The organism is Corallococcus sp. AB038B (genome assembly GCF_003668955.1).
GTDB classification, from domain to species: domain Bacteria; phylum Myxococcota; class Myxococcia; order Myxococcales; family Myxococcaceae; genus Corallococcus; species Corallococcus exiguus.
Genome location: NZ_RAWO01000008.1, coordinates 30,021 through 52,945 on the forward strand (window position 1 = coordinate 30,021; position 22,925 = coordinate 52,945).

23 protein-coding genes are annotated in these 22,925 nt (G+C 70.1%); 14 read left to right on the forward strand and 9 right to left on the reverse strand.

Features of this window, described 5'->3' with window-relative positions:
* The 4 genes from D7Y04_RS27380 to D7Y04_RS27395 are packed head-to-tail and all read left to right on the forward strand — an operon-like array spanning nucleotide 1 to nucleotide 3,753.
* Complete coding sequence (locus tag D7Y04_RS27380; RefSeq protein ID WP_121761184.1) at nucleotides 1-615, forward strand: thiamine phosphate synthase; 615 nt, start codon at nucleotides 1-3, stop codon at nucleotides 613-615.
* A gap of 22 nt (nucleotides 616-637) precedes the next feature.
* On the forward strand, nucleotides 638-1,681 hold the full coding sequence (locus D7Y04_RS27385; RefSeq protein ID WP_120598754.1) for a hypothetical protein: 1,044 nt from the start codon (nucleotides 638-640) through the stop codon (nucleotides 1,679-1,681).
* A 6-nt stretch (nucleotides 1,682-1,687) separates the two neighbouring features.
* Complete coding sequence (locus tag D7Y04_RS27390) at nucleotides 1,688-2,572, forward strand: DUF4129 domain-containing protein (protein ID WP_121761185.1); 885 nt, start codon at nucleotides 1,688-1,690, stop codon at nucleotides 2,570-2,572.
* Nucleotides 2,569-3,753, forward strand: coding sequence for a DUF4350 domain-containing protein (locus tag D7Y04_RS27395; RefSeq protein ID WP_121761186.1), 1,185 nt, complete (start codon nucleotides 2,569-2,571; stop codon nucleotides 3,751-3,753). Before D7Y04_RS27390 ends, D7Y04_RS27395 begins: the two co-directional genes overlap by 4 nt.
* 72 nt (nucleotides 3,754-3,825) lie before the next feature.
* Here the strand turns inward: D7Y04_RS27395 and exoP are convergent, their stop codons facing one another.
* From exoP to exoL, 5 genes are all read right to left on the reverse strand, one after another.
* The gene (gene exoP / locus D7Y04_RS27400) at nucleotides 3,826-5,028 is read right to left on the reverse strand and encodes a spore coat polysaccharide biosynthesis glycosyltransferase ExoP (protein ID WP_120578266.1); all 1,203 of its coding nucleotides are present in this window, start codon (nucleotides 5,026-5,028) and stop codon (nucleotides 3,826-3,828) included.
* An 87-nt stretch (nucleotides 5,029-5,115) separates the two neighbouring features.
* Nucleotides 5,116-6,177: a glycosyltransferase family 4 protein gene (locus D7Y04_RS27405; protein ID WP_121761187.1), complete on the reverse strand. Its 1,062-nt coding sequence runs from the start codon at nucleotides 6,175-6,177 to the stop codon at nucleotides 5,116-5,118.
* A gap of 33 nt (nucleotides 6,178-6,210) precedes the next feature.
* Nucleotides 6,211-6,741 (reverse strand): serine O-acetyltransferase, encoded by a 531-nt coding sequence (locus tag D7Y04_RS27410; protein ID WP_120578268.1) that lies wholly within the window; start codon nucleotides 6,739-6,741, stop codon nucleotides 6,211-6,213.
* 101 nt (nucleotides 6,742-6,842) lie between these two features.
* On the reverse strand, nucleotides 6,843-8,360 hold the full coding sequence (locus D7Y04_RS27415) for an oligosaccharide flippase family protein (RefSeq protein WP_121761188.1): 1,518 nt from the start codon (nucleotides 8,358-8,360) through the stop codon (nucleotides 6,843-6,845).
* The gene (gene exoL / locus D7Y04_RS27420; RefSeq protein ID WP_368666428.1) at nucleotides 8,357-9,610 is read right to left on the reverse strand and encodes a spore coat polysaccharide deacetylase ExoL; all 1,254 of its coding nucleotides are present in this window, start codon (nucleotides 9,608-9,610) and stop codon (nucleotides 8,357-8,359) included. Before exoL ends, D7Y04_RS27415 begins: the two co-directional genes overlap by 4 nt.
* 410 nt (nucleotides 9,611-10,020) lie before the next feature.
* On the opposite strand from exoL, the gene ccmA reads away from it, so the two are divergent.
* From ccmA to D7Y04_RS27465, 10 genes are all read left to right on the forward strand, one after another.
* Nucleotides 10,021-10,686, forward strand: a complete 666-nt coding sequence (gene ccmA / locus D7Y04_RS27425) for a heme ABC exporter ATP-binding protein CcmA (protein ID WP_120578271.1) — start codon at nucleotides 10,021-10,023, stop codon at nucleotides 10,684-10,686.
* Nucleotides 10,683-11,387: a heme exporter protein CcmB gene (locus D7Y04_RS27430; protein ID WP_120595999.1), complete on the forward strand. Its 705-nt coding sequence runs from the start codon at nucleotides 10,683-10,685 to the stop codon at nucleotides 11,385-11,387. The genes ccmA and D7Y04_RS27430 overlap by 4 nt, the downstream gene beginning before the upstream one ends.
* Before the next feature lie 3 nt (nucleotides 11,388-11,390).
* Nucleotides 11,391-12,104 carry a cytochrome c biogenesis protein CcsA gene (gene ccsA / locus D7Y04_RS27435; RefSeq protein WP_120595998.1) on the forward strand — a complete coding sequence of 238 codons (714 nt, stop codon included), beginning with the start codon at nucleotides 11,391-11,393 and terminating at the stop codon, nucleotides 12,102-12,104.
* A 2-nt stretch (nucleotides 12,105-12,106) separates the two neighbouring features.
* On the forward strand, nucleotides 12,107-12,277 hold the full coding sequence (locus tag D7Y04_RS45205) for a hypothetical protein (protein WP_171807092.1): 171 nt from the start codon (nucleotides 12,107-12,109) through the stop codon (nucleotides 12,275-12,277).
* A gap of 4 nt (nucleotides 12,278-12,281) precedes the next feature.
* On the forward strand, nucleotides 12,282-12,776 hold the full coding sequence (locus D7Y04_RS27440; protein ID WP_120578274.1) for a cytochrome c maturation protein CcmE: 495 nt from the start codon (nucleotides 12,282-12,284) through the stop codon (nucleotides 12,774-12,776).
* Complete coding sequence (locus D7Y04_RS27445; protein ID WP_120578275.1) at nucleotides 12,773-14,797, forward strand: heme lyase CcmF/NrfE family subunit; 2,025 nt, start codon at nucleotides 12,773-12,775, stop codon at nucleotides 14,795-14,797. The genes D7Y04_RS27440 and D7Y04_RS27445 overlap by 4 nt, the downstream gene beginning before the upstream one ends.
* Entirely contained in the window at nucleotides 14,794-15,354 is a 561-nt protein-coding gene (locus D7Y04_RS27450) for a redoxin domain-containing protein (protein ID WP_120595996.1), read from the forward strand. Before D7Y04_RS27445 ends, D7Y04_RS27450 begins: the two co-directional genes overlap by 4 nt.
* Before the next feature lie 156 nt (nucleotides 15,355-15,510).
* A complete protein-coding gene (locus D7Y04_RS46595) occupies nucleotides 15,511-16,743 on the forward strand; it encodes a zinc ribbon domain-containing protein (protein ID WP_147454559.1) in 1,233 nt (410 codons plus the stop codon).
* Between the two features lie 113 nt (nucleotides 16,744-16,856).
* Nucleotides 16,857-17,360 (forward strand): cytochrome c-type biogenesis protein, encoded by a 504-nt coding sequence (locus D7Y04_RS27460; RefSeq protein ID WP_120595994.1) that lies wholly within the window; start codon nucleotides 16,857-16,859, stop codon nucleotides 17,358-17,360.
* Between the two features lie 3 nt (nucleotides 17,361-17,363).
* Complete coding sequence (locus tag D7Y04_RS27465; protein ID WP_121761190.1) at nucleotides 17,364-18,326, forward strand: tetratricopeptide repeat protein; 963 nt, start codon at nucleotides 17,364-17,366, stop codon at nucleotides 18,324-18,326.
* Between the two features lie 4 nt (nucleotides 18,327-18,330).
* Here D7Y04_RS27465 and D7Y04_RS27470 read toward each other — a convergent pair whose 3' ends face one another.
* From D7Y04_RS27470 to D7Y04_RS27485, 4 genes are all read right to left on the reverse strand, one after another.
* On the reverse strand, nucleotides 18,331-19,293 hold the full coding sequence (locus D7Y04_RS27470) for a D-2-hydroxyacid dehydrogenase family protein (RefSeq protein ID WP_121761353.1): 963 nt from the start codon (nucleotides 19,291-19,293) through the stop codon (nucleotides 18,331-18,333).
* 36 nt (nucleotides 19,294-19,329) lie between these two features.
* Nucleotides 19,330-20,526: a GNAT family N-acetyltransferase gene (locus D7Y04_RS27475; protein ID WP_121761191.1), complete on the reverse strand. Its 1,197-nt coding sequence runs from the start codon at nucleotides 20,524-20,526 to the stop codon at nucleotides 19,330-19,332.
* A gap of 80 nt (nucleotides 20,527-20,606) precedes the next feature.
* On the reverse strand, nucleotides 20,607-21,785 hold the full coding sequence (locus D7Y04_RS27480) for a DegT/DnrJ/EryC1/StrS family aminotransferase (RefSeq protein ID WP_171807096.1): 1,179 nt from the start codon (nucleotides 21,783-21,785) through the stop codon (nucleotides 20,607-20,609).
* On the reverse strand, nucleotides 21,773-22,891 hold the full coding sequence (locus tag D7Y04_RS27485; protein WP_121761354.1) for a GNAT family N-acetyltransferase: 1,119 nt from the start codon (nucleotides 22,889-22,891) through the stop codon (nucleotides 21,773-21,775). Before D7Y04_RS27485 ends, D7Y04_RS27480 begins: the two co-directional genes overlap by 13 nt.
* Nucleotides 22,892-22,925 lie beyond the last annotated feature (34 nt).

Consider the following 22,925-nt stretch of genomic DNA (forward strand, 5'->3'; position numbering starts at 1 on the left):
GTGCCCGCCCTGCCCCGCCTCGTGGTCATCACGGACTGGCGGCTGCCCCGGGCGCGGTTGCTCACCGCGCTGGAGCGGGCGCTGGAGGCGGGGCCGGACGTCGCCGTGCAGCACCGTCACCCGGAGGCCTCCGGGCGGCTGTTCCTGGAGGAGGCTCGGCTCCTGGCGGACGTGTGCCGGGGCCGGACGCTGTTCGTGAACGGCAGGCTGGATGTCGCGCTGCTCGTGGGCGCGCACCTGCATCTGCCTGTTTCTGGCCCTTCTCCCCGCGACGTGCGCCCGTTCCTGCCCGCGGAGCGGTGGGTGAGCGTGGCGGTGCATGACGCCCGCGAGGCGGATGCCGCGCTGGGCGCGGACCTGGCGCTGGTGAGCCCCGTGTTCGCTCCGGGGTCCAAGCCGGGGGACACGCGCGACACGCTGGGGCCTCACGGATTCAAGGGGCTCGCGGAGCGGTTGCCCTGCCCTGCCCTGGCGCTGGGGGGGATGACGCCGGAGCGGGCCCGGGAGGTGCCAGGGGCCTGGGGTGTCGCGGTCATCTCCGCCGTGCTGGAGGCGGAGGATCCGCTCGCGGCGGCCCGGGCGCTGCTGGACGCATGCCGGCCCCCGCGCGATTGAGGCGGCGCTATGCTGCGCGGCCGTGACGCCATCCCCGAACTCCGTTGAGCTGCGCCCGCTCGCCATCGGAGAAATCATCGACCGCGCGGCGACATTCTGGCGCGCTCACCTGAAACCCCTGTTCGTGCTGTGCCTGGGGTTCGACCTCCTCAACTACATCGCGGTCAAGGCATTCACCGTCGCGATGACACGCACGGTGGGCGTGCTGCCCGGGTTGGGCGGGGCTCCCGCGGGCACGGACCCCACGCAGGCCCTGACCCAGTCCGGCATCGTGATGGGGCTGATGCTCGTGCTGTACACGTTCCTGGTGTGGAACTTCTGGGTGGCCACCACGGCGGCGGCCCGGTACGTGATTCCCGCTCGGCTGGGTGAGCCGGTGCGTCCCTCGGAAGGTCTGCGGCGGGCCGTGTCGCGCCTGGGCACGCTGACCGCGACCTACCTGCTGTCCATCGCGTGGGCGGCGGGGGTGACGGTCCTGCTGTGCCTGCCCGGCTCGCTCGTCATGGGGATGGGCGTGGTCGCGGCCGTCACCGGCAAGGGCACTGGCGGCGGAACGGCGCTGAGCATCGCGCTGATCATCATCGGCGCCATCGTGCTGGGCCTGGGCGCGTTGGCGGCGGTGCTCTGGTACTTCCTCCGCTTCATGCTCCTTCCCCCTGTGCTGGCCATGGAGGACGTGGGCGCGTGGGCGGCCTTCAAGCGCTCCGGGGCCCTGCTGAAGGGCAGTGTCGAGCCGGGCTTCTTTGGCCGGGGCACGGTGCGGGCCATGGTGCTGTCCACGGTGGTGGGCGGCATCCTCATCGCGGTGAGCCTGGTGTCGGGGCTGCCCGCGTGGATCGTCCGGCTCGCCTACGGTGGCAACCTGTTGGACCCGGCGGCGCAGGCGGCCATTCCGCAGGCACTGCTCGTCCCCGCGGAGCTGTTGCAGGTGGTGGGACAGTCCTTCTTCACGCCGCTGAGCTTCGTGGTGTCCGCGTTCTTCTACGTGGACATGCGCGTGCGCCGCGAGGGCCTGGACCTGGAGCGACGCATCGCGACCGCGGAGCCGGCGACGCCGTCCCCCTGACAACCCGTGCCCGCCCTGCCCCTGCTCCTCCTGCTGGCTGCCCTGCCCCCGTGCGCTGACCGGGAGGCCGTGTCGCGCCGGCTCGAGGACACAGCACGCTCGCGGCCCGCCGCGTTCAACGCGGAGGTGAATCGGTTGGTGGAGGCATTGGACGGCGTGCCCCTGCCGCCCGGAACCTCCGGCCAGACGGAGCCCGACCGTGCCCGGCAGCTCACCGTGTACCTGGAGGCCGTGTGCGCTCTGGACGCGGAGCCGGCCGTGGCGCCCGGAGTGACGAGCGAACCGGAGCGGCTGCGCGCCATCCTCGACCGGCCGGAGTTCGCGAGGGCCCGGCAGCGCAACAGCGACCTGCTGACGCGCCTCTTGCGCGAGCTGCAGACCTGGCTGGAGGGCCTCTTCGAATCCCGGGGGGCACAGGGCTTCGCGGTGGCCACGCGCGCGGTGATGCTGGGCCTGGCGCTGGCGGTGGTGTTGTTCGGCGTGCTTCGGGTGCGCTGGCACCGGAGCAAGAAGACCGTCACCGCGCAGGGAGTGGAAGGTGAAGCCGCGCCCCTGGAATTGGATACGCCCGGAGAACACCTGGGCCGGGCGCGCACTGCGCTGGAGACGGAGGACTCGCGCGAGGCCATCCGTGAAGGCTTGCTGGGCCTGCTGTCCACGCTGGAGCAGCGCAAGCTGGCGCGGCCGGACCGCGTGAAGACGAACCGCGAGCTCGCCGCGGAGCTACCCACGAGAGGCGCCCCCGCGCGCGTGACGGGTGAAGTGGAGCGGCTGGTCGGATGGTACGACCGGGCCTTCTATTCGCTGGAGCCGGTGTCGCGCGAAGAGGCCACGCGCTTCGTGGAGTCCGTGGAGCAGTTGCACGGCTCGCTCGCGGAGGTCCGGCCGTGAGGAATGCTCGCGTCGCGGTCGTTCTGGGCTTGATGATCGCCGTGGCGCTGGCGGTGGGCCTTGCGTCGCACGAGGCCCCGCCGGACTCCCCCGTGCCGTCCATCACGAACCCGGGCCCGCTGGGACTCAAGGCCCTCTTCGTCTACCTGAAGGAACGCGGACGGGACGTCAGCGCGCAGACTTCATCCCTGGACTCGATTCCCGCCAGCACGCGCACGCTGGTCATCGCGGCGCCACAGGCCCAGCCCGTGACGAAGGAAGAAGTCGCCGCGTTGGAGCGCTTCGTCCGGGGCGGAGGCACGCTGGTGTATCTGTCTCCGCATGCGCTGGCGGAACACCAGCCGGGCATGGAGGACTGGCTGCACATCGCCTCGGGCGCACTGCCCGGTACGAACCACCAAGGCCTTGCCTCCGAATGGGTGGATCCCGCTGGCGTCACCGTGGACGTGTGGCTGCCCGCGGGCGCGCTGCGCGACCTGTCGCTCCTGCGTGTGGCCCGGGACCGAAGCCTGAGAGTGGAACACGGGGACGCGGTGCCGCTGGCGGGCCTGGGCGGCGCGAGCGTGCTGTGGCGCTGGGGCCTGGACAAGGGCGAGGTCTATGTCGCCGCGGGCCCGGACCTCGCGGAGAACCGGCGACTGGAGTTGCTCGACAACCTGCGCTTCTGGGATGCGCTCGCCGCGCGCGGTCCCCTGCGCTTCGACGAGTTCCACCACGCCGTCATCACCCGCCCGCCCCTGTCCCAGGGCCTCTGGGTCTTCATCGCGCAGAGCCTCGCCGTGGGGCTCGCCTACGTCGTCTCCCGAGGCACGCGCTTCGGCGCGCCCCGACCCGTGCGCGTGGAGCGGCACCGTTCGTCGCGTGAGTACGTGCGCTCCCTGGGCTGGCTCATGCGCCGCGCGAAGGTGGAGGCGGAGCTGTTGCCGGAGCTCGACACCGGCCTGCGACGCCTGATGCACGAGCGCCTGGGCATCGCCCCTTCCCTGCCGGACACAGAGGCCGCGCGCCTCCTGGCGGAGACCTGCGGCATCCCCGCGCGCGACTACCTGGACGCGAAGGGGGACCTCGTGCGCACGCGGGAGCGCACGCCCATCCGCCCCGCCGACTACACCCGCCTCGCTCGCCGCTACGCCCTGCTGGAGCGCCGCGTAACGGGCCGCGCGGGCGCCCTCCAGGAATGACGAAGGCGCGGTGTCCGGCGCGCTCACACGCTCCGGACCCGCGCCCTCCTGCCGCCCGGTACCGGACCGGGCCTACAGCTTCTTGCCCGCCGCGAGCATCGCCTCACCGACGTGCTGGCGGATCTCCGTGACGCGGGCCTCCCAGCTCTCGTGGAAAATCTTCTCCGCGCGCTCCCGGTTCGGACCCGGGTTGTCCGCCAGCGCCGCGTTGACCTGCTTCACGTAGTCCTCCGGCGTGGTGGCGATGCGGCACAGGCCCACCTTGCGGACCTCCGGCAGATCCGACGACACCACCGGCAGGCCGGACGCCAGGTACTCGCGCACCTTCAGCGGGTTGGAGTTCAGCGTCAGCTCGTTGATGACGAACGGGTTGAGCGCCACGTCGAACGCCTTGTTGTAGCCCGGCAGGTCCGCGTACGGCTTGCGCCCCAGCATGTGGATGTTGGGCACCGCGCGCAGGCGGCTGTCGTCGCAGTCCGGCGTCGTCTTGCCCACGATGACCACCGAGCCCTCCGGGTGCGCCTTCGCGCACGCGATGATGGCGTCCTGATCAATCCAGTCCGCCACCAGCCCGAAGAAGCCGATGATGGGCTTGGGCAGTTTCGCGATGTCCTCCGGAATCTTCGTCGCCGGGTCGCACGCCTTCACGAAGTGCGCGTGGTCCGTGCCGTGCCGCACCAGCACCGTGCGCGGGTTCATGCGCTTCTTGTTCTCATACAGGCGCTCCGCGGACGTGATGCACATGTCCGCGCGGCGCAGCAGGCGCTCCTCCAGCTCCGCGATGTGCTTGCCATTGGTGTCACTGAACGCGGAGAACTCGTCCACGCAGTGGTACACGACGAAGTCCTCGCCCAGCGTGCCGGACACCGGCGCGGACGCAGGCAGGAAGCTCCAGGAGATGGGGCGCTCGAACTTCAGCTGCTTCATCGCGCGCAGCACCTGGAGCCGCAGCAGGTGGCGGTTCGCCTGGCGCACCGTCTCCGAGCCGTAGAACGGAATCGCCAGCGGCGCGAGCACGTGCAGGTTGGGCTCCACTTCGCGGATGCCCTGGGTGAACGTCTTCAGCTTCTTGATGATCCGCTGCGCGTCGTGCGCGTTCGCCTTGGGCGCGCGGTTGCCAATGCTGTTCACCCACAGCACGCGGTTGTCCCGCGAGAGGATCCGCATGATGTGGACCTTCGACAGCGGATCCCCGTCCCAGTCGTTGGAGAACACCACCAGGTCCCGCCCACGAAGGGCCCGCTTCGACAGGTCCATCTCTTCACTGCGCCGCATCGTCTTCTCCTGAAGTCAAAAGTTCCGTGCTGAAAGCCCTGAAGCGCGCCCTCACACTCGAAGGCGCCCCAACCTGTCCCCACTCCGTCACGCCGCGTTCACGGTTCCTGCACCTGCCATGCCGGACGGCAGCAACTCCGCGTACATGTCCAGCATCACCGGCCCCGCATCCGGAGCCGTCACCTTCGCCGGGCCCGCCGCCAGCGCGTCGCGCACCGCCTGCGCCAGCGCCCGCTCGTCCCCGGCCTTGAACAACCGCGTGCCCTCCGGCCGAGCGCACACGTCGCTGGCCACGCACGGCACGCCCAACGCCAGCGCCTCGCGCACGGAGATGGAGTCCCCGTCGTGCGTCGTGGGCCGGATGAAGACATCGCTCTGGGACAGGAGCCCCAGCGCCTTCGCGTGCTCCAGTTCGCCCAGGTCCTCCAGCAGCCCCGCCACGCCCAGCTCGCGTGCGTCGCGGATGAATTCTTCAGAGCGCGTGCCCGGACCGAACAGCGCCAGACCCACGCCCGGGTGCGTCTCCGCCACGAGCTTCAGCGCCCGGAACATCTGCTTGCGCCCGTACACAGGCGACGGGTGGTGCGCCATCGTGAGCAGCGGACCGCGCCGGGACCGCGCGGCCTCCACCTCCGGCGTCACCGGACCGGGCCGCACCTGCGAACCGCAGAAGGCCGGATGCACCACGACCTTCTCCTCCGGCACACCGCACGCGACCACCGCGTCGCGCACCGCCGGGGACACCGCCACCACCCGTGCGTAGCCCGCCAGCGCCGTGCGCGCGAACACGCGCCGGGCCTGCGACTCCGCCAGGTAGTCAGGAATCAGCCCCGAGTGCAGCGTGATGACGCGCGGCGAGCGAGGCCCGGGCATGGTGCCCACCAGCGCCGCCAGCACCCACGCCTTCGGGTTGTTGCCGCTGGTGTGCAGGTGGACCGTCCAGCCCGCGGAGGTGAATCCCGCGAGCCGCAGGCCGAAGGCGGCGGCGCCGTGTACGGGGAGGACGTCCGGAGCCGGCCGGCCACCCTTCCCGATATCGAGCACCTTCGCTTCGACCTCGCGGTCGCGCAGAAATTGATGGAGTTGACGGACGTGGATGGCCACGCCCCCGTACGGCGGCGGGTAGTCCCCGACGAGCAGCACGCGCATGAAGGAAGCCCCTTGTCCAACGAAGCGAAGTGCCTAGCGCGCGGAAGCCTGCGCGGAGGGACGTGGGACCTGGGTGAGCTTCGGCGGCGCACGCGTGGGCAACAGGCCCATCTCGCGCTGGTACGTGGTGAGCGGATCCGCGTCCTGCCGGATGACCTTCGCGGGCACGCCCGCGACCACCGCGCCCGAGGGCACGTCCTTCACCACCACCGCGTTGGCGCCAATCACCGCGAAGTCGCCCACGTGGATGTTGCCCAGCACCTTGGCGCCCGCGCCGATGCGCACGTAGTCGCCAATCACCGGCGCGCCTTCCAACCCGGAGCGTCCGCCAATCGTGACCTGCTGCGAGATGAGGACGTGACGGCCCACCTTCGCCGCCTTGTGGATGACCACGCCGATACCGCCGTAGCCCAGCTGCGTCCCCTCGCCGAGCTCCGCGTCTTCAGGGATGTAGGAGCTGTGCAGGTAGTAGATGGCCTTGCGCAGAACAGCGGGCAGCAACGGCACCCCTCGCTTCTTCAGCCCATGCGCCATCCGGTACAGCGTCATCGCGTCGAATCCCATCACGCCTCTCCTCGCCCACCCGAACTCCGTGACGCCTGGAAGGTAGGTACCCACGCGTGGGGAGGGAAGTGCCCCCCACGCGTGCGATACCCGACGGTGAATCAGGCCGCGCGGCGGGGACGGAGGGACTGCAATGCGCTCCACGGGCGAACGCCCTGCGCATACAGACCCACCACGTACCCCACCACGAAGAGCAGCCCCGCCACCGCCAGTGGCAGCACCCGCCACAGGAAGCCCGTGGGCAGGTTCATCCACGTGTCATGCACGCCGGTGCGCAGCAGGAAGATGCTCCCGCCCGCCGCGACAGCCGCCAGCGACGCCTGCCCCAGCTCCCGCCACGGGATGACATCCGTGAGCCCCAGCTTGCGCTCGGGCGTGGACAGCGCTCGGGGCACGCGGATGAGCAGCATGCCCTTGCCCACCACCTCCGCCAGCGCCCAGGACGCGATGCCGCCCATCATCCCGAAGTGCTTCACGCCGAACCACAGGAGCGGCACCGTCACGACTGCCTTCACCAGGTACGACGCGAAGATGGCCCGCGTCTGTCCCCGGGCCCGGAGCGTCCCGTCCATGGGCAGGATGGACAGCACCACGCCCAGCACGCTCACCCGGAAGATGGGGACCGCGGACAGGAACTTCTGGCCGAACATGGCCCCCACGAACTCCGGCGCCGCCGCGAAGAGGAACGCCGCGAACGGCAGGAACACGTACGCCAGCTTTCCAGCCGCTTCCCGGAAGGCCTCCACGCCCTCCTCCAGCCGGCCCTCGCGCTCCAGCTCGCCCAGGCGCACCATCAGCACCTCGCTGGTGGGCGTGTAGAGCAGGTCCACCACCGGCAGTTGGAAGCAGCCCACCCGGTAGAGCGCGTACACCGCGGGGGCCACCACGCCCGCCACCGCGTACATGTGCGCGTTCTGCTGGGGGATGGCCAGGCACATCGCGGCACCAAAAGGCGCCGCGTACACCAGCTGCTCCTTGAACAGCTTCCAGTCCACCAGCGGCCCGGTGGAGCCACGCAGCGACACCACCCACGTGGCCACGTAGCGCAGGCCCGCGAAGCAGGCCACGGCGATCATCATCCCGTGCAGGGAGAAGCCCAACAGCGGCGGCAGCACCATCACGCCGGAGCGCACCGCGTCCGACGCCAGGTACACCACCGCGGACGCCTTCGTCTTCCCCTGGCTGGTGAGCGAAATCTCCAGCGGGTAGCTGCCCAGGAAGAACGCCGTGTAGAGCGCCAGCGCCGCGCGGTGATCCATCAGCGCCGGGTTGTTGAAGTAGGCCGCCACGTGGCCCAGGAAGAACCACACCAGGCCCGCCGCCACGACTCCCGCGCCCGTCACGAAGAGCAGCGCGTGGCCCAGGTACGGCCGCTTCGCCTCCGCGCGGGGCAGGAAGTAGTAGAGGCTCTGCGCCACGCCGAACGGCAGCACGTACGACAGCGTCGTGGCGATGAGGAACAGCTGGTAGTAGGTGCCGTACTCGTCCAGGTGAAGCACCCGGGCGAGCACGAGCGGAATGGACAGCGTCAGCCCGGCGGTGAACAACCGGGCCAACACCAACGGGCCGGCCCGCCCCAGGAACGACGGGGACGGGGCCGGCTTGGGTGACACACTCACTGGAGCTCCTCCGGCTGCGCCGCCTCCGGGGCAAGGGCCACGTTCGGCGCCACCACGACCTGCGCACCCGTCACCGCGGCCGCAACCCGCGGATCCGTCACGATCACCGGCGCTGTCACGTCCACGACTTCCACCGGCGTCGCCTTCGCGAGCGCGACCTCCGCGGCGGCCGCTTCCTGGACCAGGATGTTGGGGGCGCCGCTGACGGCCGGCGAGAGGATGTGCGGACGGTGGCCCAGCACCGGGTGGCTCATGCCCAGCACGCCGAAGCAGTCATCGAACTGGCACACCGTGAGTGACGACGAGTAGTCCCCCATCATCCCCAGGCTGAAGTTCTCCCACATCACCTTGCGCTTGAGGGCGAACGGGTCGCCGCCCACGCGGTTGGGCAGGTCCTCCGTGGTGACGCCCGAGCGGAAGCCGTTCTGCTTGAGCACGCGGATCATCTCATCCGAGTACCAGCCGTTGCAGTACGCGAAGTCCTTCACCTGGACGCCGACCTCGCGCTCGATGGTCTGCTTGGACTCGACGATCTCCTTCTCCACCACCGCCGTGGGCTCCAGCGTCAGCACCGTGTGGCCCAGCGTGTGCGCGCCGAACTCGAAGCCGTCGCGCGCCATCTGGCGCACCTCGTCCCAGTTCATCACGTCGCCCTGCTCGGGCAGCAGGTCCGAGCCGCCGCCCAGCCGCTGCTCCAGCGCGTCGATGATGCCCGTGAGCACGCGCGTGGGGTGCTCGCCGATGAAGTCGTCCAGCGCCGCGGACGTCGTCTTCTGCCCGGAGAGGATGGGCCCCAAGAGCTGCACGGACGGGCCGGGCATGGTGGAGTAGTCCGGGCGGAACCGGCGCTCCTGCACGCAGCGCAGCAGGTGGAACAGCCGGTCGTGGTTGAAGCGCTTGTCCGTGTTGATGAACGCGGTGGGCAGGTAGGTGATGGCCGGCACGCCCATCTGCTTCAGCACCGGGTACGCATACCGGTACACGTCGCGGTAGCCGTCATCGAACGTCACCACGAACAGGTCCTTCTTCGCGGCGCGGCGGCCCTCCATCACGTCCACCGCGTCGCCAATGCTCGCCAGCTCGAAGCCCGCCGCGTGCGCCTGCTCCAGGTGACGACGGAACGTCTCCTGGGAGATGAGCAGCCCCGGGATGGAGCGCTGCAGCTCCCCCGTGAAGTCGCTCACCACGCGGTGGTAGCTCACGATGAGGATGCGCCGGCCACCCGACTGCGAACGGCGGTACGCCGCCATCGCCTTGCGCGCCCCGCTGTAGTGGAGGAACCCCGCCGCCGCCGCCTTCGCCGCCCGCCGCAACACCCTGCCTGCCATCACGCCTCCCTCGCGGCTTTCGCCGTCTGCCCGCTCCCCCCAATGGAACAGGCCCCGCGCCGCCTGTGTGCATGCTGGATGCCAGGGCAGGTAGGTGGTGAAAATCCCCCGTAACCCCAGGAAACCCGGTGCCCCCGAGGGCAGGAACGCCCCTTTGGAGGTCGTACCTGGGTGTACCAGGGCAGTCGCGCGCCCACCCGTGGCGAAAACCTTTCAGTCCCCCGGCGAAAGCGGCGGAAGAAGCAGGCGTAAAAACTTCTTGTCCTCCGGCGGGCGACCCCAGGGGTTTCACTGGTGAACACGGGCTTTTAAGGCTACGAAACGGCCCGCCGATGCCTCCTCTCCCCTCTGGATCAGCGCCCGCGCTCGCCCTCCACGACGTGAGCAAGCGCTATGGGCGACGGTGGGCGCTGGCGCGGCTCACCTACGCGCTGCCCGCCGGCCGTTCGCTGCTGCTCACCGGCCACAATGGATCCGGGAAGACGACGCTGTTGCGACTCGTCGCCACCGCGCTCGGGCCCACCGCGGGCCGCGTGGAGGTGCTGGGCCGGGACGCCGTGCAGGACCGTGAGGCCGTGCGCCGCGACGTGGCGCTCCTCTCCCACGCCAGCTTCCTCTACGAGGACCTCACCGCGCAGCAGAACCTGATGGTGCTGGGGCGCCTGTTGGGCGTGGACGCGCCGCAGGACGTCGCGGACGCGCTGCTCAACCGCGTGGGCCTCAACCGCCGCACGGACAGCCCGGTGCGAGGCTTCAGCGCGGGCATGCGCAAGCGCCTGGCCATCGCGCGACTGCTGATGAAGGCCCCGGCCCTGGCGCTCTTGGACGAGCCCTTCGGTGAGTTGGACCCCGCGGGCATCCAGGACATGGAGGGCGTCATCGCGGAGCTGAAGGCGGGCGGAACCACGGTGGTGCTGGCCACGCACCTCATCGAACAGGGCCTGAGCCTGTGCGAGGAGCGGCTGCACCTTCAGGACGGCCGGGCGGTGGCGGCATGAGCCCTCCGAACGCGAAGCGCCGCCCGGGCCTGCTGACGACGACGCTCGTCCTGATGCGCAAGGACCTGCTCATCGAATGGCGCACCCGCGCGCGGCTCAACGCGCTGGTGTTCTTCGCCATGGCCACGCTGCTGCTCTTCTCCTTCGCGCTGGGCCCGGACACGAAGCTGCTGGAGCGCAACGCGGGCGGCTACCTGTGGCTGGCCATCCTCTTCGCCAGCGTGCTGTCCCTGGGCGAGTCCTTCCGCGTGGAGACGGAGAACGCCTGCCTGGACGGCGTGCGGCTGGCCCCGGCGGACGCGCGCGCCATCTTCCTGTCCAAGGCGCTGGGCAACGCCCTGCTGCTCCTGGCGCTGGCGGTGGTGCTGGTGCCGGTAATGGTGGCGCTCTACGGCGTGCGCATCGTCACCGGGGTCGGTGACCTGGCGGGCATCCTGGTGCTGGGCAGCATGGCGCTCAGCGCTCCGGGGACCGTGTACGCGGCCATCTCCAGCAATGCCCGGGCCCGGGATGTGCTGCTGCCTCTGCTATTGTTCCCGCTCGTCATCCCAGCCCTCCTCTCCGCCGCCAAGGGCACCACGCTCGTACTCCAGGGTGATCCGATGCAGCAGCTGGGCTCATGGCAGGGGCTTCTGCTGGGGTTCAATCTGATTTACTGGGGCGTGGGCTTCTTGCTGTTTCCCCGGGTCATCGAGGACTGAAGGATGAACAAGTTCGTCAAGTTTGGCCTGCCGGCGGTGACGCTGGCGCTGCTGGGCGCGGGCTGGTGGCTGGGCCTTGCGTGGGCACCGCCGGACCGGGAGATGGGCGAAGTGCAGCGCATCATGTACGTCCACGTGCCGCTCCAGTGGATGGCCATGATGGCCATGTTCATCAACTTCGTGGCCGCGGTGACGTACCTGCTGCGTCAGTCGTGGAAGACGGACGCGATGGCGGAGGCCTCGGCGGAGATCGGCCTGCTCTTCGGCACGCTCGGGATGATTACGGGCTCCATCTGGGGCCGCCCCACCTGGGGCGTGTACTGGTCCTGGGACCCCCGCCTGACGTCCGAGGCCATCCTGCTGGTGTCCTACACGGGCTACCTGGTGCTGCGGCGCTTCGTCGAAGACCCGGAGAAGCGCGCGGTGTGGAGCGCGGTGGTGGCCATCATCGGGGCCATCAACCTGCCCATCGTGTGGTTCTCCGTGCGCTGGTGGCGCAGCCTCCATCAGGTGCAGTCCAGCCCCAAGACGGTGGACCCGCAGATGGTGCTGCCCCTGCGCGTGTCGGCGTTCGGCATGCTGGCGCTGCTCATCGTCTTCATGGTGCACCGCTACCGCATCGCGCTCGCGGAGCGGCAGGCGGAGGTGGCGCTGCCGGAGGCGCTGCCCTCGGATGACCCCGCGCAGCGCGCGACCCATTCCTCGAAGGTGGCCTGAACATGACCTCGCTGACGTCGCTGATGCTGCTGGCCCAGGTGGGCAGTGGCCGTGTCCAGGGTGGTTGGGGGTACGTGTGGGCCTGCTACGGCATCTCCGTGGCCGCCTTCGTGCTCTACTCGGTGTCCCTCTGGGCGCGCCGTCCCCGCGCCGCTGCCGATTCGAAGGAGTGAGCCCATGACGCCCGTCAACCGCAACCGTCTCATCGCGCTGGGAGCCCTGCTCTTCGCCGGCGCTGGCCTTGGCTTCATCGCCTTCGGCAACATCGGGGACAACCTCGTCTACTACTGGAGCCCGTCGGAGCTGATCTCCAACGGCGACAAGGCCTACACGGCCACCATCCGCCTGGGCGGCGTGGTGCAGCCGGGCAGCATCCAGTGGAATGAAGGCCACACCACGCTGGACTTCCGCGTGGCGGACGGCCCGGACGCGAACGCGAAGAGCGTGCACGTGCGTTCGCTGGAGACGCCCCCGCAGATGTTCCGCGAGAAGATCGGCGTCGTGGTGGAGGGCACCTACGACAAGTCCGGCGTCTTCACGTCCAACCGGCTGATGGTGAACCACTCCAACGAGTACCGCGCGCCCAAGGAAGGCGAGGAGCCGCGCAAGTGGCAGGACACGCTGGCTGAAGGCGCCACCACCGCGACCGCGACGCCGCCGGGGGCGCCGTGAACGGAATGTTGGGCTATGGGCTGGTCCTCGCGGGCCTGGCCTTCGCAGCGTTCGGCGCCATCCTGGGCCTGGTGGGCGGCATGCGCCGCAACGACGCCAGCTACCCCTGGGTGCTGCGCGCGGTGTGGGGCTTCGCCGCGTGCATGATCGGCAGCAACCTGGTGATGGTGGAAGCGCTCATCAACCACGACTTCAGCGTGAAGTACGTGGCCCAGGTGGGCAGCCGCGCGACGCCGCTCATCTACACCATCGTGTCGCTGTGGAGCGCGCTGGAAGGCTCCATCCTCTTCTGGGGCCTCATCATGGGCGTGTACCTGGCGGCGTTCGCCTGGGTGCACCGCAAGGAGCACGCGCGCTACATGCAGCTGGCGCTGGGCACCATGCTGGCCGTGGGCGTCTTCTTCGCCTTCCTCATCGCGGGCCCCGCCAACCCCTGGGGCGCCGTGTCGCCGGTGCCGGCGGACGGTCCAGGCCCCAACCCGCTGCTGCAGAACCACTTCCTGATGATCATCCACCCGCCCATGCTCTACGCGGGCTACGTGGGCATGACGGTGCCGTTCGGCGTCGCCGTGGCGGGCCTGCTGCGCGGGGAGATTGGCGAAGCGTGGATGGCGCCCCTGCGGCGCTGGACGCTCATCGCGTGGATGTTCCTCACGCTGGGCATCGTGCTGGGCTCGTGGTGGGCGTACGCCGTGCTGGGCTGGGGCGGTTACTGGGCGTGGGACCCGGTGGAGAACGCGTCGTTCCTGCCGTGGCTGACCGCGACGGCGTTCATGCACTCCACCATGGTGCAGGAGCGCAAGCGGATGCTGAAGCTGTGGACGCTGAGCCTCGCGCTGGCGTCGTTCGTGCTCACCATCCTGGGCACGTTCATGACCCGCTCCGGCATCTTCAACTCGGTGCACTCGTTCACCCAGTCGGACATCGGGCCCACGTTCCTCGTCTTCATCGCCATCCTGCTGGTGGTGTGCATTGGCCTGCTGGCCACGCGCGGCCACCTGCTGGCGCCGGAGGGCCGGCTCTCGTCGCTGCTGTCTCGCGAGGCGAGCATCCTGGTGAACAACCTGGTGTTCGTGGCCATCACCTTCACGGTGCTCCTGGGCACGCTCTACCCGCTGGTGTCGGAGGCCGTGCGAGGCATCCGCGTGAGCGTGGGTGAGCCGTACTTCAACAAGATGGCGGTGCCGGGCGGCATCGCGGTGCTCTTCCTGATGGGCGTGGGCCCGGTGCTGCCGTGGGGCACGCCGGACAAGGCCACGCTGCGCCGGCAGTTCCTCATCCCCGCGGCGGTGGGCGTGGTCATCACCATCGCCTGCTACGCGGCGGGGCTGCGCGGCGTGTATCCGCTGCTCACGTTCGGCCTGGCGGGCTTCGTCACCCTCATCACCCTGCGCGAGCTGGTGGTGCCGGTGCGCGTGCGTATGACCGAGCGCAAGGAGGGCTTCGTCACGGCGCTGACCACCGCGACCAGCAAGTCGCGCCGGCGCTTCGGCGGCTACGTGGTGCACCTGGGCATCGTGCTCATCATCGTCGCCGTGGCGGCCTCCAGCGCGTACGTGAAGCACACGTCCGGCACGCTGAAGAAGGACGGCACGATGATGCTGGACGGCTACCAGCTGAAGTACCTGGGCCTGTCCAGCGGCGAGGAGCCGCACCGCACCTTCGTCGCCGCGCGCCTGGAGGTGACAGCGCCCAACGGCGACGTGACGGAGGCGCGCCCGCGCATGAACTACTACGAGCGGAGCACGGACCCCGTGGGCACGCCCGCGGTGCGTGAGTCGCCGAAGGAGGACCTGTACATCTCGCTGATGGCCTTCAGCGAGACGACGGGCACGGCGAGCTTCAACGTCTGGGTGTTCCCGCTGGTGGGATGGATCTGGTACAGCCTGCCGCTGCTGATGCTGGGCACGCTCATTGCTGTATGGCCTTCGCGCCGGGCGGCGGTGCTGCGCGCTGACGCGCCGACGGTGGGTGCTTCGCCTCCCCTGCCCGGCACGGACGCCGAACGGGGTGCGGCATGAAGCGCTGGCGGCTTCCGCTGGTGTTCGCCGCGGTGGGGGCGGCGCTGCTCTTCGTCCTCTTCCAGGGCTTCGGGCGGAACCCGCACGAGGTGCCCTTCATGCTGAAGGGCGCGGCCGCGCCGGACTTCACACTCAAGCCGCTGGATGGCGGCGACGCCGTGAAGCTGGCGGACCTGAAGGGCCGCCCGGTGGTCATCAACTTCTGGGCGTCGTGGTGCGGGCCCTGCAAGTACGAGCACCCGGTGCTCGAGTGGGGCGCGCGCGAGCTGGGCACCCAGGCCGTGTTCATGGGCGTCGTCTTCGAGGACACGGAGCCCAACGCGCGCGACTTCCTGCGCCGCATGGGCGCGAGCTTCCCGCAGCTGATGGATGAGCGCTCGCGCATGGCGGTGGACTACGGCGTCGCGGGCGTGCCGGAGACGTACTTCATCGACGCGCAGGGCATCATCCGCGGCAAGCACGTGGGTCCCATCGACCCGAAGACGCTGGTCACCCGGGTGCAGGAGCTGACCCAGCCGGCAGCCCGTCCCACCGCGGAAGCCGCGCGTCAAAACTGAGTCAACTTGCGCCCGCTCGGAAGGCAGGCACCCGGGAGCCCGCGAGGGAGGCCCGGGGCCGCCTCGCGGGAGGCCTGGAATCCGTAGTAAGTCCCATCTGTCGGCGTCGTTCGCGAGGGCTTCCCCCGGCCCCTGCTCCAGCGAGGTGGGCTTCCCATGCAGTGCCCCGAGTGCGGTGAAAGCGCGGCGGACGTCCGCTTGATGTACTGCGAGAACTGCGGCGCGAAGATGCCCGCACGTCCCGCGACCCCGCCCCGTGCCAGCAGCGCCAGGAGCAACCGCCCCAGCCGTCCCATGACCGAGCCGGCCTATGCGGCGGAGATCCTGGACGAAGAGGAGGAAGACCGGCGCCAGGCCAGCGGCGCTCAGCCCCCACGCGGCTCCAAGGCACAGCCTCCGCCGGAGGCGTTCGAGGACGAGGATCCGTACACGGGCCCCCGCTGGCTGAAGGACGTGCCGGGTCACTCGCAGAGTGTGTTGGGCGTGGGGCTGGTGGCGTTCTCGCTGGTGCTGTCCATCCTGCCCTTCTTCCCCAGCGTGGGCGTGCTGGGGACCTTGTTGTCGCTGGTGGGCTGCGTGTCGCTCGTCGCGAGGGAGCTGCGTCGCGACGGCAACGCGCCCGGCTGGGTGGACTCCGTACCGCTGGTGCTGATGCGGCCGGAGATCCCCGCCGCGTTCACGCTGCTGCTGCTGGCGCTGTCCGTGCGGCTGCTGGCCGGCTTCAACCTGCTCTTCCCCATCTGGGCGGCGGGGACGGCGCTCATCGCCGTGGAGCAGTACAAGCTGGTCATCGCGGAGCCGGACGGCGTGGCGCGCGACTTCGACCTGCGCTCGCTCCTGGGCTTCCCCCGGGTGGTGGCGCTGGCGGGCGTGGCGGTGTGCGTGGTGGCGCTCTTCCTGTCGTGGGGCAAGGTGATGGCGGACGGCTCGGCGCTGCCGGACAACGCGCCGGTGCCGGGCGGCGTGCGCAGCGTGCCGGCCGAGCTGCGCGTGATTCCCACGACGCGGCCCTCGGACGACTCGCTCTACAGCGCGGGGGGCGGCGTCGCGTCGCGCTCGGGTTGGGACCTGCCGCTGTCGGAGCTGCCGCTGCTGGCGCTCCTGTCGGTGCTCGTGCTCGCGGCGCTGCGGACGGATGTGGAGCGCCCGGCCTTCCTGCGGTGGGTGCCGGTGGGCGCGGTGAGCGTGAGCCTGCTCTGGGCGCTCGCGGGGGTGAAGCTCGCGGTGGGCCCCATCGCGTTCCTCCTGGGCCTGGGGGCGGTGGGCTTCCATGCGGTGCGCCACGCGATGGGCCGCGACGAGCCGGCCGAGTACCTGCCGCCAGAGGACGACCCGTACGATCCGGACCAGGACCTGGAGACCGAGCCCGACTCGGGCTACCGGGGCTAGGCCGCTGGCTTCAATCGGAAGGGCTGCCCGGGCGGCGGGCGTGCGGCCCAGGATTCCGTGTGCAATACCCGTCAGGGGGCGGTAGTTAGGGACGGCCCCCGCTGGAGCCCCCGATGAATGCCGTCCTCGTCTCGTTGACCCTCGCCCTGAGCCTTGCCACGGGGCAGTTCGCGCCGCAGCAGGCCGCGAGTGAGCCTCTCGCGCCGGCCCAGGAGGTGCGAGTGCAGCAGCTGGCGAAGAAGCTGCGCTGCGCGGTGTGCCAGGGCCTGTCGGTGGCGGACAGCCCGTCGTCCATGGCGCGCGCGCAGTTGGACAAGGTGCGCGAGCTGGTCTCCGACGGAAAGACGGACACCGAAATCGTCGACTACTTCGTGGCGCGCTACGGCGAGTGGGTGTTGCTGGAGCCGCGCGCGGAGGGCTTCAACTGGTTCGTGTGGCTGGGGCCGGTCGCGCTGGTGCTGGGCGGCCTCTTCGTCATCCTGAAGCAGCGTCAGCCATTGCCCGAGGACGCCGCGCCCGCGGAAGCCGTGCCGGTCCCCTCCCCTTCCACACCCGCGCCGTCCACGGACGAAGCGGACCCCTACCTCCAGGCCGTGCGCCGGGAGCTGGAGCGCTAAGCCATGCAGCCCGAGCCCACCAACTGGTTGCCCGGAATCATCGTCCTCTCGGTCGCCTTCGTGCTGGCAGCCGCGTGGCTCCTCTACATGAAGATGAAGACGGGGAGCGCGCTGCCGTCGGACACCACGACGAAGGCGGACGGCACGGCGGACGACCTGGCGCAGCGGGCGCAGTCGCTCATCGAGCAGCTGCGCACGCTGGAGGCGGAGAAGCACCACTTCACCGCGGAGCACTACACGGCGGAGAAGGCGCGGCTGGAGAAGGAAGCGGCCGCGGCGCTGCGCGCGAAGGACGAGCACCAGAAGCGGCAGGCAGCGGGAGTGAAGGCGCCCGCGCGCAACGTGCCGGCGCCCACGGGATGGGCGTCGCGCAACCCGCAGATGGTGGGCGCGCTGTGGGGCGCGGGCGTGGTGGTCTTCTTCGGAGGGCTGGGCTACCTGCTCGTCTCCGAGCAGAAGCCGCGTGAGGAAGGCCAGATGGGCACGGGCGCGACGCCGCCGGGCATGGCCCAGCAGCAGCAGATGCCGCAGGCGCCCGAGATGAACGACGAGCTGGAGCAGGCGCGTCAGCGGCTGGCGTCGAACCCGGGCGACGTGGAGGCCGCGTCGATGCTGAGCCACGAGCTCATCCGTCAGCAGCAATTCGACGAAGCGCTGAAGGTGACGCTGAAGGGCCTGGCGGTGGATCCGTTCAGCGTGGAGCTGCGGGTGCACCGGGGCGTGCTGCGCGCGGCGTCGCAGGGTGACGTGCAGGGCGCGGAGCAGGAGCTGCTGGAGCTGGTGGACACGTGGCCGGACGCGCAGGAGGCGCTCATCTTCCTGGGCAGCCTGTCGCTGCGCCGGGGCGACAAGGCCGGAGCGCTGGAGCATTTCGAACGCTTCACGGTGGAAGTGCCCAAGAACATGCAGCCCCCCCAGCTGGCCCCCGCCATCGCCCAGCTGCGCGAGCAGGTCGCGCAGCAGTAGCCAGTCACCCCAGCCTGCGGATGGGCGCGCCGTCGAGGAACGCCCGGATGTCCTCCACGGCTTCGCGGAAGTACGTCGCGTAGTTCCCCTGGGACACGTATCCCAGGTGCGGCGTCGCGAGCAGGTTCGGCAGCGTCCGCAGCACGTCGTCCGCGGGCACCGGCTCCGTCTCGAAGACATCCACCGCCGCGCCCGCGATGACGCCCCGCTGAAGCGCCTCAACCAGCGCCGCCTGGTCCACGATGGCCGCGCGCGACGTGTTGATGAGGTACGCCGTGGGCCGCATCCTCGCGAGCTCCGCACGCCCCACCAGTCCCCGCGAACGCTCGCCCAGCACCAGGTGGATGGACACGAAGTCGCTCGTCTCCAGGAGCGCCTCTTTCGACGCGGCCCGCGTCACACCCACCTCCCCTGCCCTCGCATCCGTGAGGTTCGGGCTCCACGCGACGACGTCCATCCCGAACGCCGCGCCCACGCGGGCCACACGGCTCCCGATCTTCCCCAGGCCCAGGAGCCCCAGCCGCTTCCCGTGCAGGTCCACGCCCACGGAGTGCTGCCACGGGCCTCCCTGCCGGAACGCCGTGCTCTCTCCCACCACGTTCCTCGCGAGCGCCAATATCAACGCCCACGTCAGCTCCACCGGAGGCTCGGTCGCGCTCGCCGTCCCGCATACCGTCACGCCGCGCGCGGTGGCCGCGGCCACGTCGATGGACGCATTCCGCATCCCCGTCGTCACCAGCAACCGCAGCCGTGGCAGCCGCTCGAGCAGTGACTTCGGAAACGGCGTGCGCTCCCGCATGACGACGAGCAGGTCGAACGGCGACAGCGCCGCGACCAACTCCTCCTCACCGGAGAAGTGCTCGCGGAACACCGTCACCTCGACCTGTCCACTCACGGAAGACCAATCCGCGAGCCGCGTGGATACACCCTGATAGTCATCCAGGACGGCGCAGCGCAGCTTCTCCATGGCACCCGCCAGGATCCGCCGCGCCGCCACCGAACGTCAATGCACCGCGGCCTTCCGCCGACGGAACCGGCGCACCTTCTCCACCAGTTCGTCGGAGAGCACACCCTTCACCGCGTTGCGCGTCTGGCGGGCCCACTCCTCGGAGCGCGTGAACCACGTGCCCGCGAAGCCCGCGCCGTGCGCGCGCAGGGACACCGTCTGGCGCTGCTTCGTCACCCAGTCGGACTTGTACGTCTCCGTGCCTCGCAGGAAGTCGTACTCCGTCAGGCCCATCTCGATGGCGTCCTTGAACGTCTCGCCCACCAGCACCAGGCCCACGCTGCGGTTGCGCCACGCCGGGTCATAGCCGGACTGGAAGTACACGAACGTCTGGCCATGCAGGATGCCGTACACGGACGCCACCGCCTGGCCGCCCACCTTCATCGTGTACATCCGCAGCCGGCCCCGCTCCGCCAACCACTGCGTCGCGTCCCGGTGGAACGCCTCCACCCCTGCGCCCTTGATGCCCTGCGACCCTCCATCCGAGGACCAGCGCAGCGCATGCAGCCGGAAGAAGTCCGTCATCGGCCCGGCGAGCGCACCCGGCGCGTCCGTCCGCTCGATGCGGTAGCCGTCCTGCTTCTCCAGCCACTTGCGGCGGCGCAGGTAGTTGTCCCGGCGGCCCGTGCGCTTGAGGAACGCGTCGAACTGTTCGCCCGGCACCAGCGCCTCGTACGGGCACACGTAGCGCTCCGACACGCGCACGTCGCCAAACACCTCGCGCGCCACGCCGAGCGTCGTCGAACCCTCGCGCAGGTCCGTCAAATCCAGCACGTCCCACTCGTCGCGCAGCCCCTGGAGCACGTTGAAGAACGTCCGGGCCACCTCCGCCTCACGGCCCTTGCGCGCCACCACGTCCAGGTAGTCGCTGCCCACGTGCGTCTCACCCAGGAAGCCCAGGCGCCGCACGCGCATCCCGTTCACCCAGCGGTGCTCCAAGCCCAGCGGCAACAGGCCCACCAGCGTGCCCAGCCTGTCCCGAGCCGTCAGCACCAGCGGCCGCACGTCGGGCGAGATGCGCCTGCACCACGGATACAGCCATTCCCACGCGTTGAACGGACCGGCCGTGCTCGCGTCCAGCAGCGAGTTCCACTCCGCCCGCATCCCCGCCAGCTGCGAGGCACTGCCCACCGCCGCCACGTCCAGCCGCGGCGCCAACCTTGGCCCCGACGTCAACTCGTCTTCGCGGATCACCGCGTCACCCTGATGCCTTTCCCGAAGCAATGCCCCGGCCCCCGGGGGCGATTGCAACCCGGGAGCCAGCCCCTGTTCCCTCACGACGCGCGCTTGCTCGGCCGGCGCTCGGACTTCAGCGCCTCCCGGACCGCGTCCGCCACCTGCCCCATCACCTCCGGCGACAGATCCTGGTGGCACGGAATCTCCAGGATCGTGCGCCGCAGCTGCGCGACCTCCGGGAACTCGGACGGGTCGCACGCGGGATGGAAGCGCTTCCAGAAGTCGATGGCGTCGATGCCCTTCTCTCGCAGCTTCGCCAGCAGCAGCTCCTTGTCCTGCACCACCATCGGGTAGAACAGAGGACTGACGCCCGCGGGCAGCTGGTTGAAGAGCGGCGGCGACACGTCGCGCAGCCGGCCCAGCAAGAGGAAGTAGTTGCGGCGGCGCGCCTCGACGATGGACTCCAGGTCCTGCGCCAGGGCAATCCGCTTCGTCAGCGGGCTCATGCCCAGGTCCACGTGCCGCCGGTCGAAGTGCTGCGTGCCCGTGGCCACGCGCTCGATGCTCGCGGCCTTCACCGTGCCGTGCCCCACCGAGCGCACCAGGCCACGCAGCCCCCGGCCCACCGCCCCGCCGCGCAGCTCCATGTTCTGCAGCAGCGCGGACACGGTGTGGCTGAAGGTGGATGCCAGGGGCGGCGACGGCGGCTCCGGCAGGCTGTACGAGCGCTTGCCGTTGACGACCAGCGCACCTCCATTGGGAACCGGAAGGGTCTTGTAGAGGCAGAAGATGCCCACGTCGCCCGTGGTGCCCAGCGGCGTCGCGCCGTCAGAAGACAGGAGCGACAACGCGCAGTCCTCAATCAGCGGGATGCCGTGCTCGTCCGCCAGCTTGCGCATGGCGTCCACCGGCCCCGGGAAGCCCGCGTAGTGGATGAGGTAGAGCGCGCGCGTCTTCGGCGTAATCCGCTTCGCCACGTCCGCCACGTCCACGTCCCAGCGGCTGCCCACGCGGTAGAAGCGCGGAATGGCGCCCGCGTCCACCACCGCCTCCACCTCCACGCCGTGGTGGTAGGCGGGCATCAGCACCTCGCCGCCGTCCAGGCGCAGCATCTTGATGGTCAGCCAGACGGCATTGCGCGCGAAGTAGAAGTACCGCGCGTTGGGAGACGAGAACGGCGGCAGCGCCCCCGGACGCGGCGGGGTCATCAGCATGCCCGGCCACAGCGTGGGCAGGGACGGCACGAACATCTTGTCGGTCGTCTTCACTTCTTCCATCGCGCCACCACCTCTTTCGCCGCCGGTACCCACCGGAACTTCGCCGCGCACAGGGCCCGGCCGAAGGCGGTGTCGTTGAATACGTAGAGCCAGGTGTGCCGCCGGACCTGATCCGTCCAGTCGCGCTTCCACACCATGTCCGGCCCCAGGAAATCGAACTCGGTGAGCCCCCGGTCCAGACAGTCCGCCAGCACCTCCTCCATCAGGAGCTGCCCCGGGCTGCATTCCTTCAGGGACTCGTCGTAGCCAGGCTTCAGCAGGAAGTAGCGCCCGCCGAACTCCAGGCCGTACTGGAACGCCACCGCGCGCCCGTCCACGCGCAGGAAGTACAGCGCCAGCCGCTTGCGGTAGGCCGAGTCCCGCGCCAGCTCCGTATAGAAGCCGCGCGTCTTCGCGTCCTGCGCCATGGCCGTGCCATTCGCGCCCTTCCAGCCGCTCTGCTCCAGCAGCAGCCCTTCCTCCAGCGTGCCCTCCAGGTCCAGCCCGCCAGAGATGCGCTCGAAGGTGACCTTCCCCCGCTCCTCCAGCTTGCGGCGTCGGCGGCGGCAGTTGGCCTTGAACTTGGACGGCAGCTTCGCGAAGTACGCGTCCTTCTTCGAGGGCAGCGGCACGTAGGGCGACTGCAATGACTCCCACTCGCCCACCGGCAGACCGCCCTGCTTCGCGGCCTCGATCAGGCGGAAGCCAGCGCCGCCGTCCGGCACGTCCGTCAGCCGCAGCACATCCCAGCCGCCCGTCGCGCGCAGGTGCGCGAGGAAGGCCTGGGCCGCGGCATCCGGCTCCCGCGCCAGCATGTCGAAGCGGCAGGAGTGCGCGTTGGCCGCGGAGGTGAGCTGGCGGACAGGAACGCCGTACATCGACGTGCGCTCCTCCACCAGTGGCAGCGCGGCGGTGAGCGTTCCATCCTCGCCGCGCAGCAGCAGCACGCGCATGCGTGCCCCGGCGGCGAAGTTGTCCAGCCACAGCCGCAGGAACTCATGCCGGTAGAACAGCTCGTGGGAGGTCGTCTCCACGAGCTGATTCCACTCGGCTTCCAGGGACATGAAGTCCGCCCGGTCGTTGACTTCCACGACCTGGGAGGCAGTCGATAGTTGAATGGCTTCCATGTTCGCGGGCCCCAAGGTGGTGATGGCCAATGCG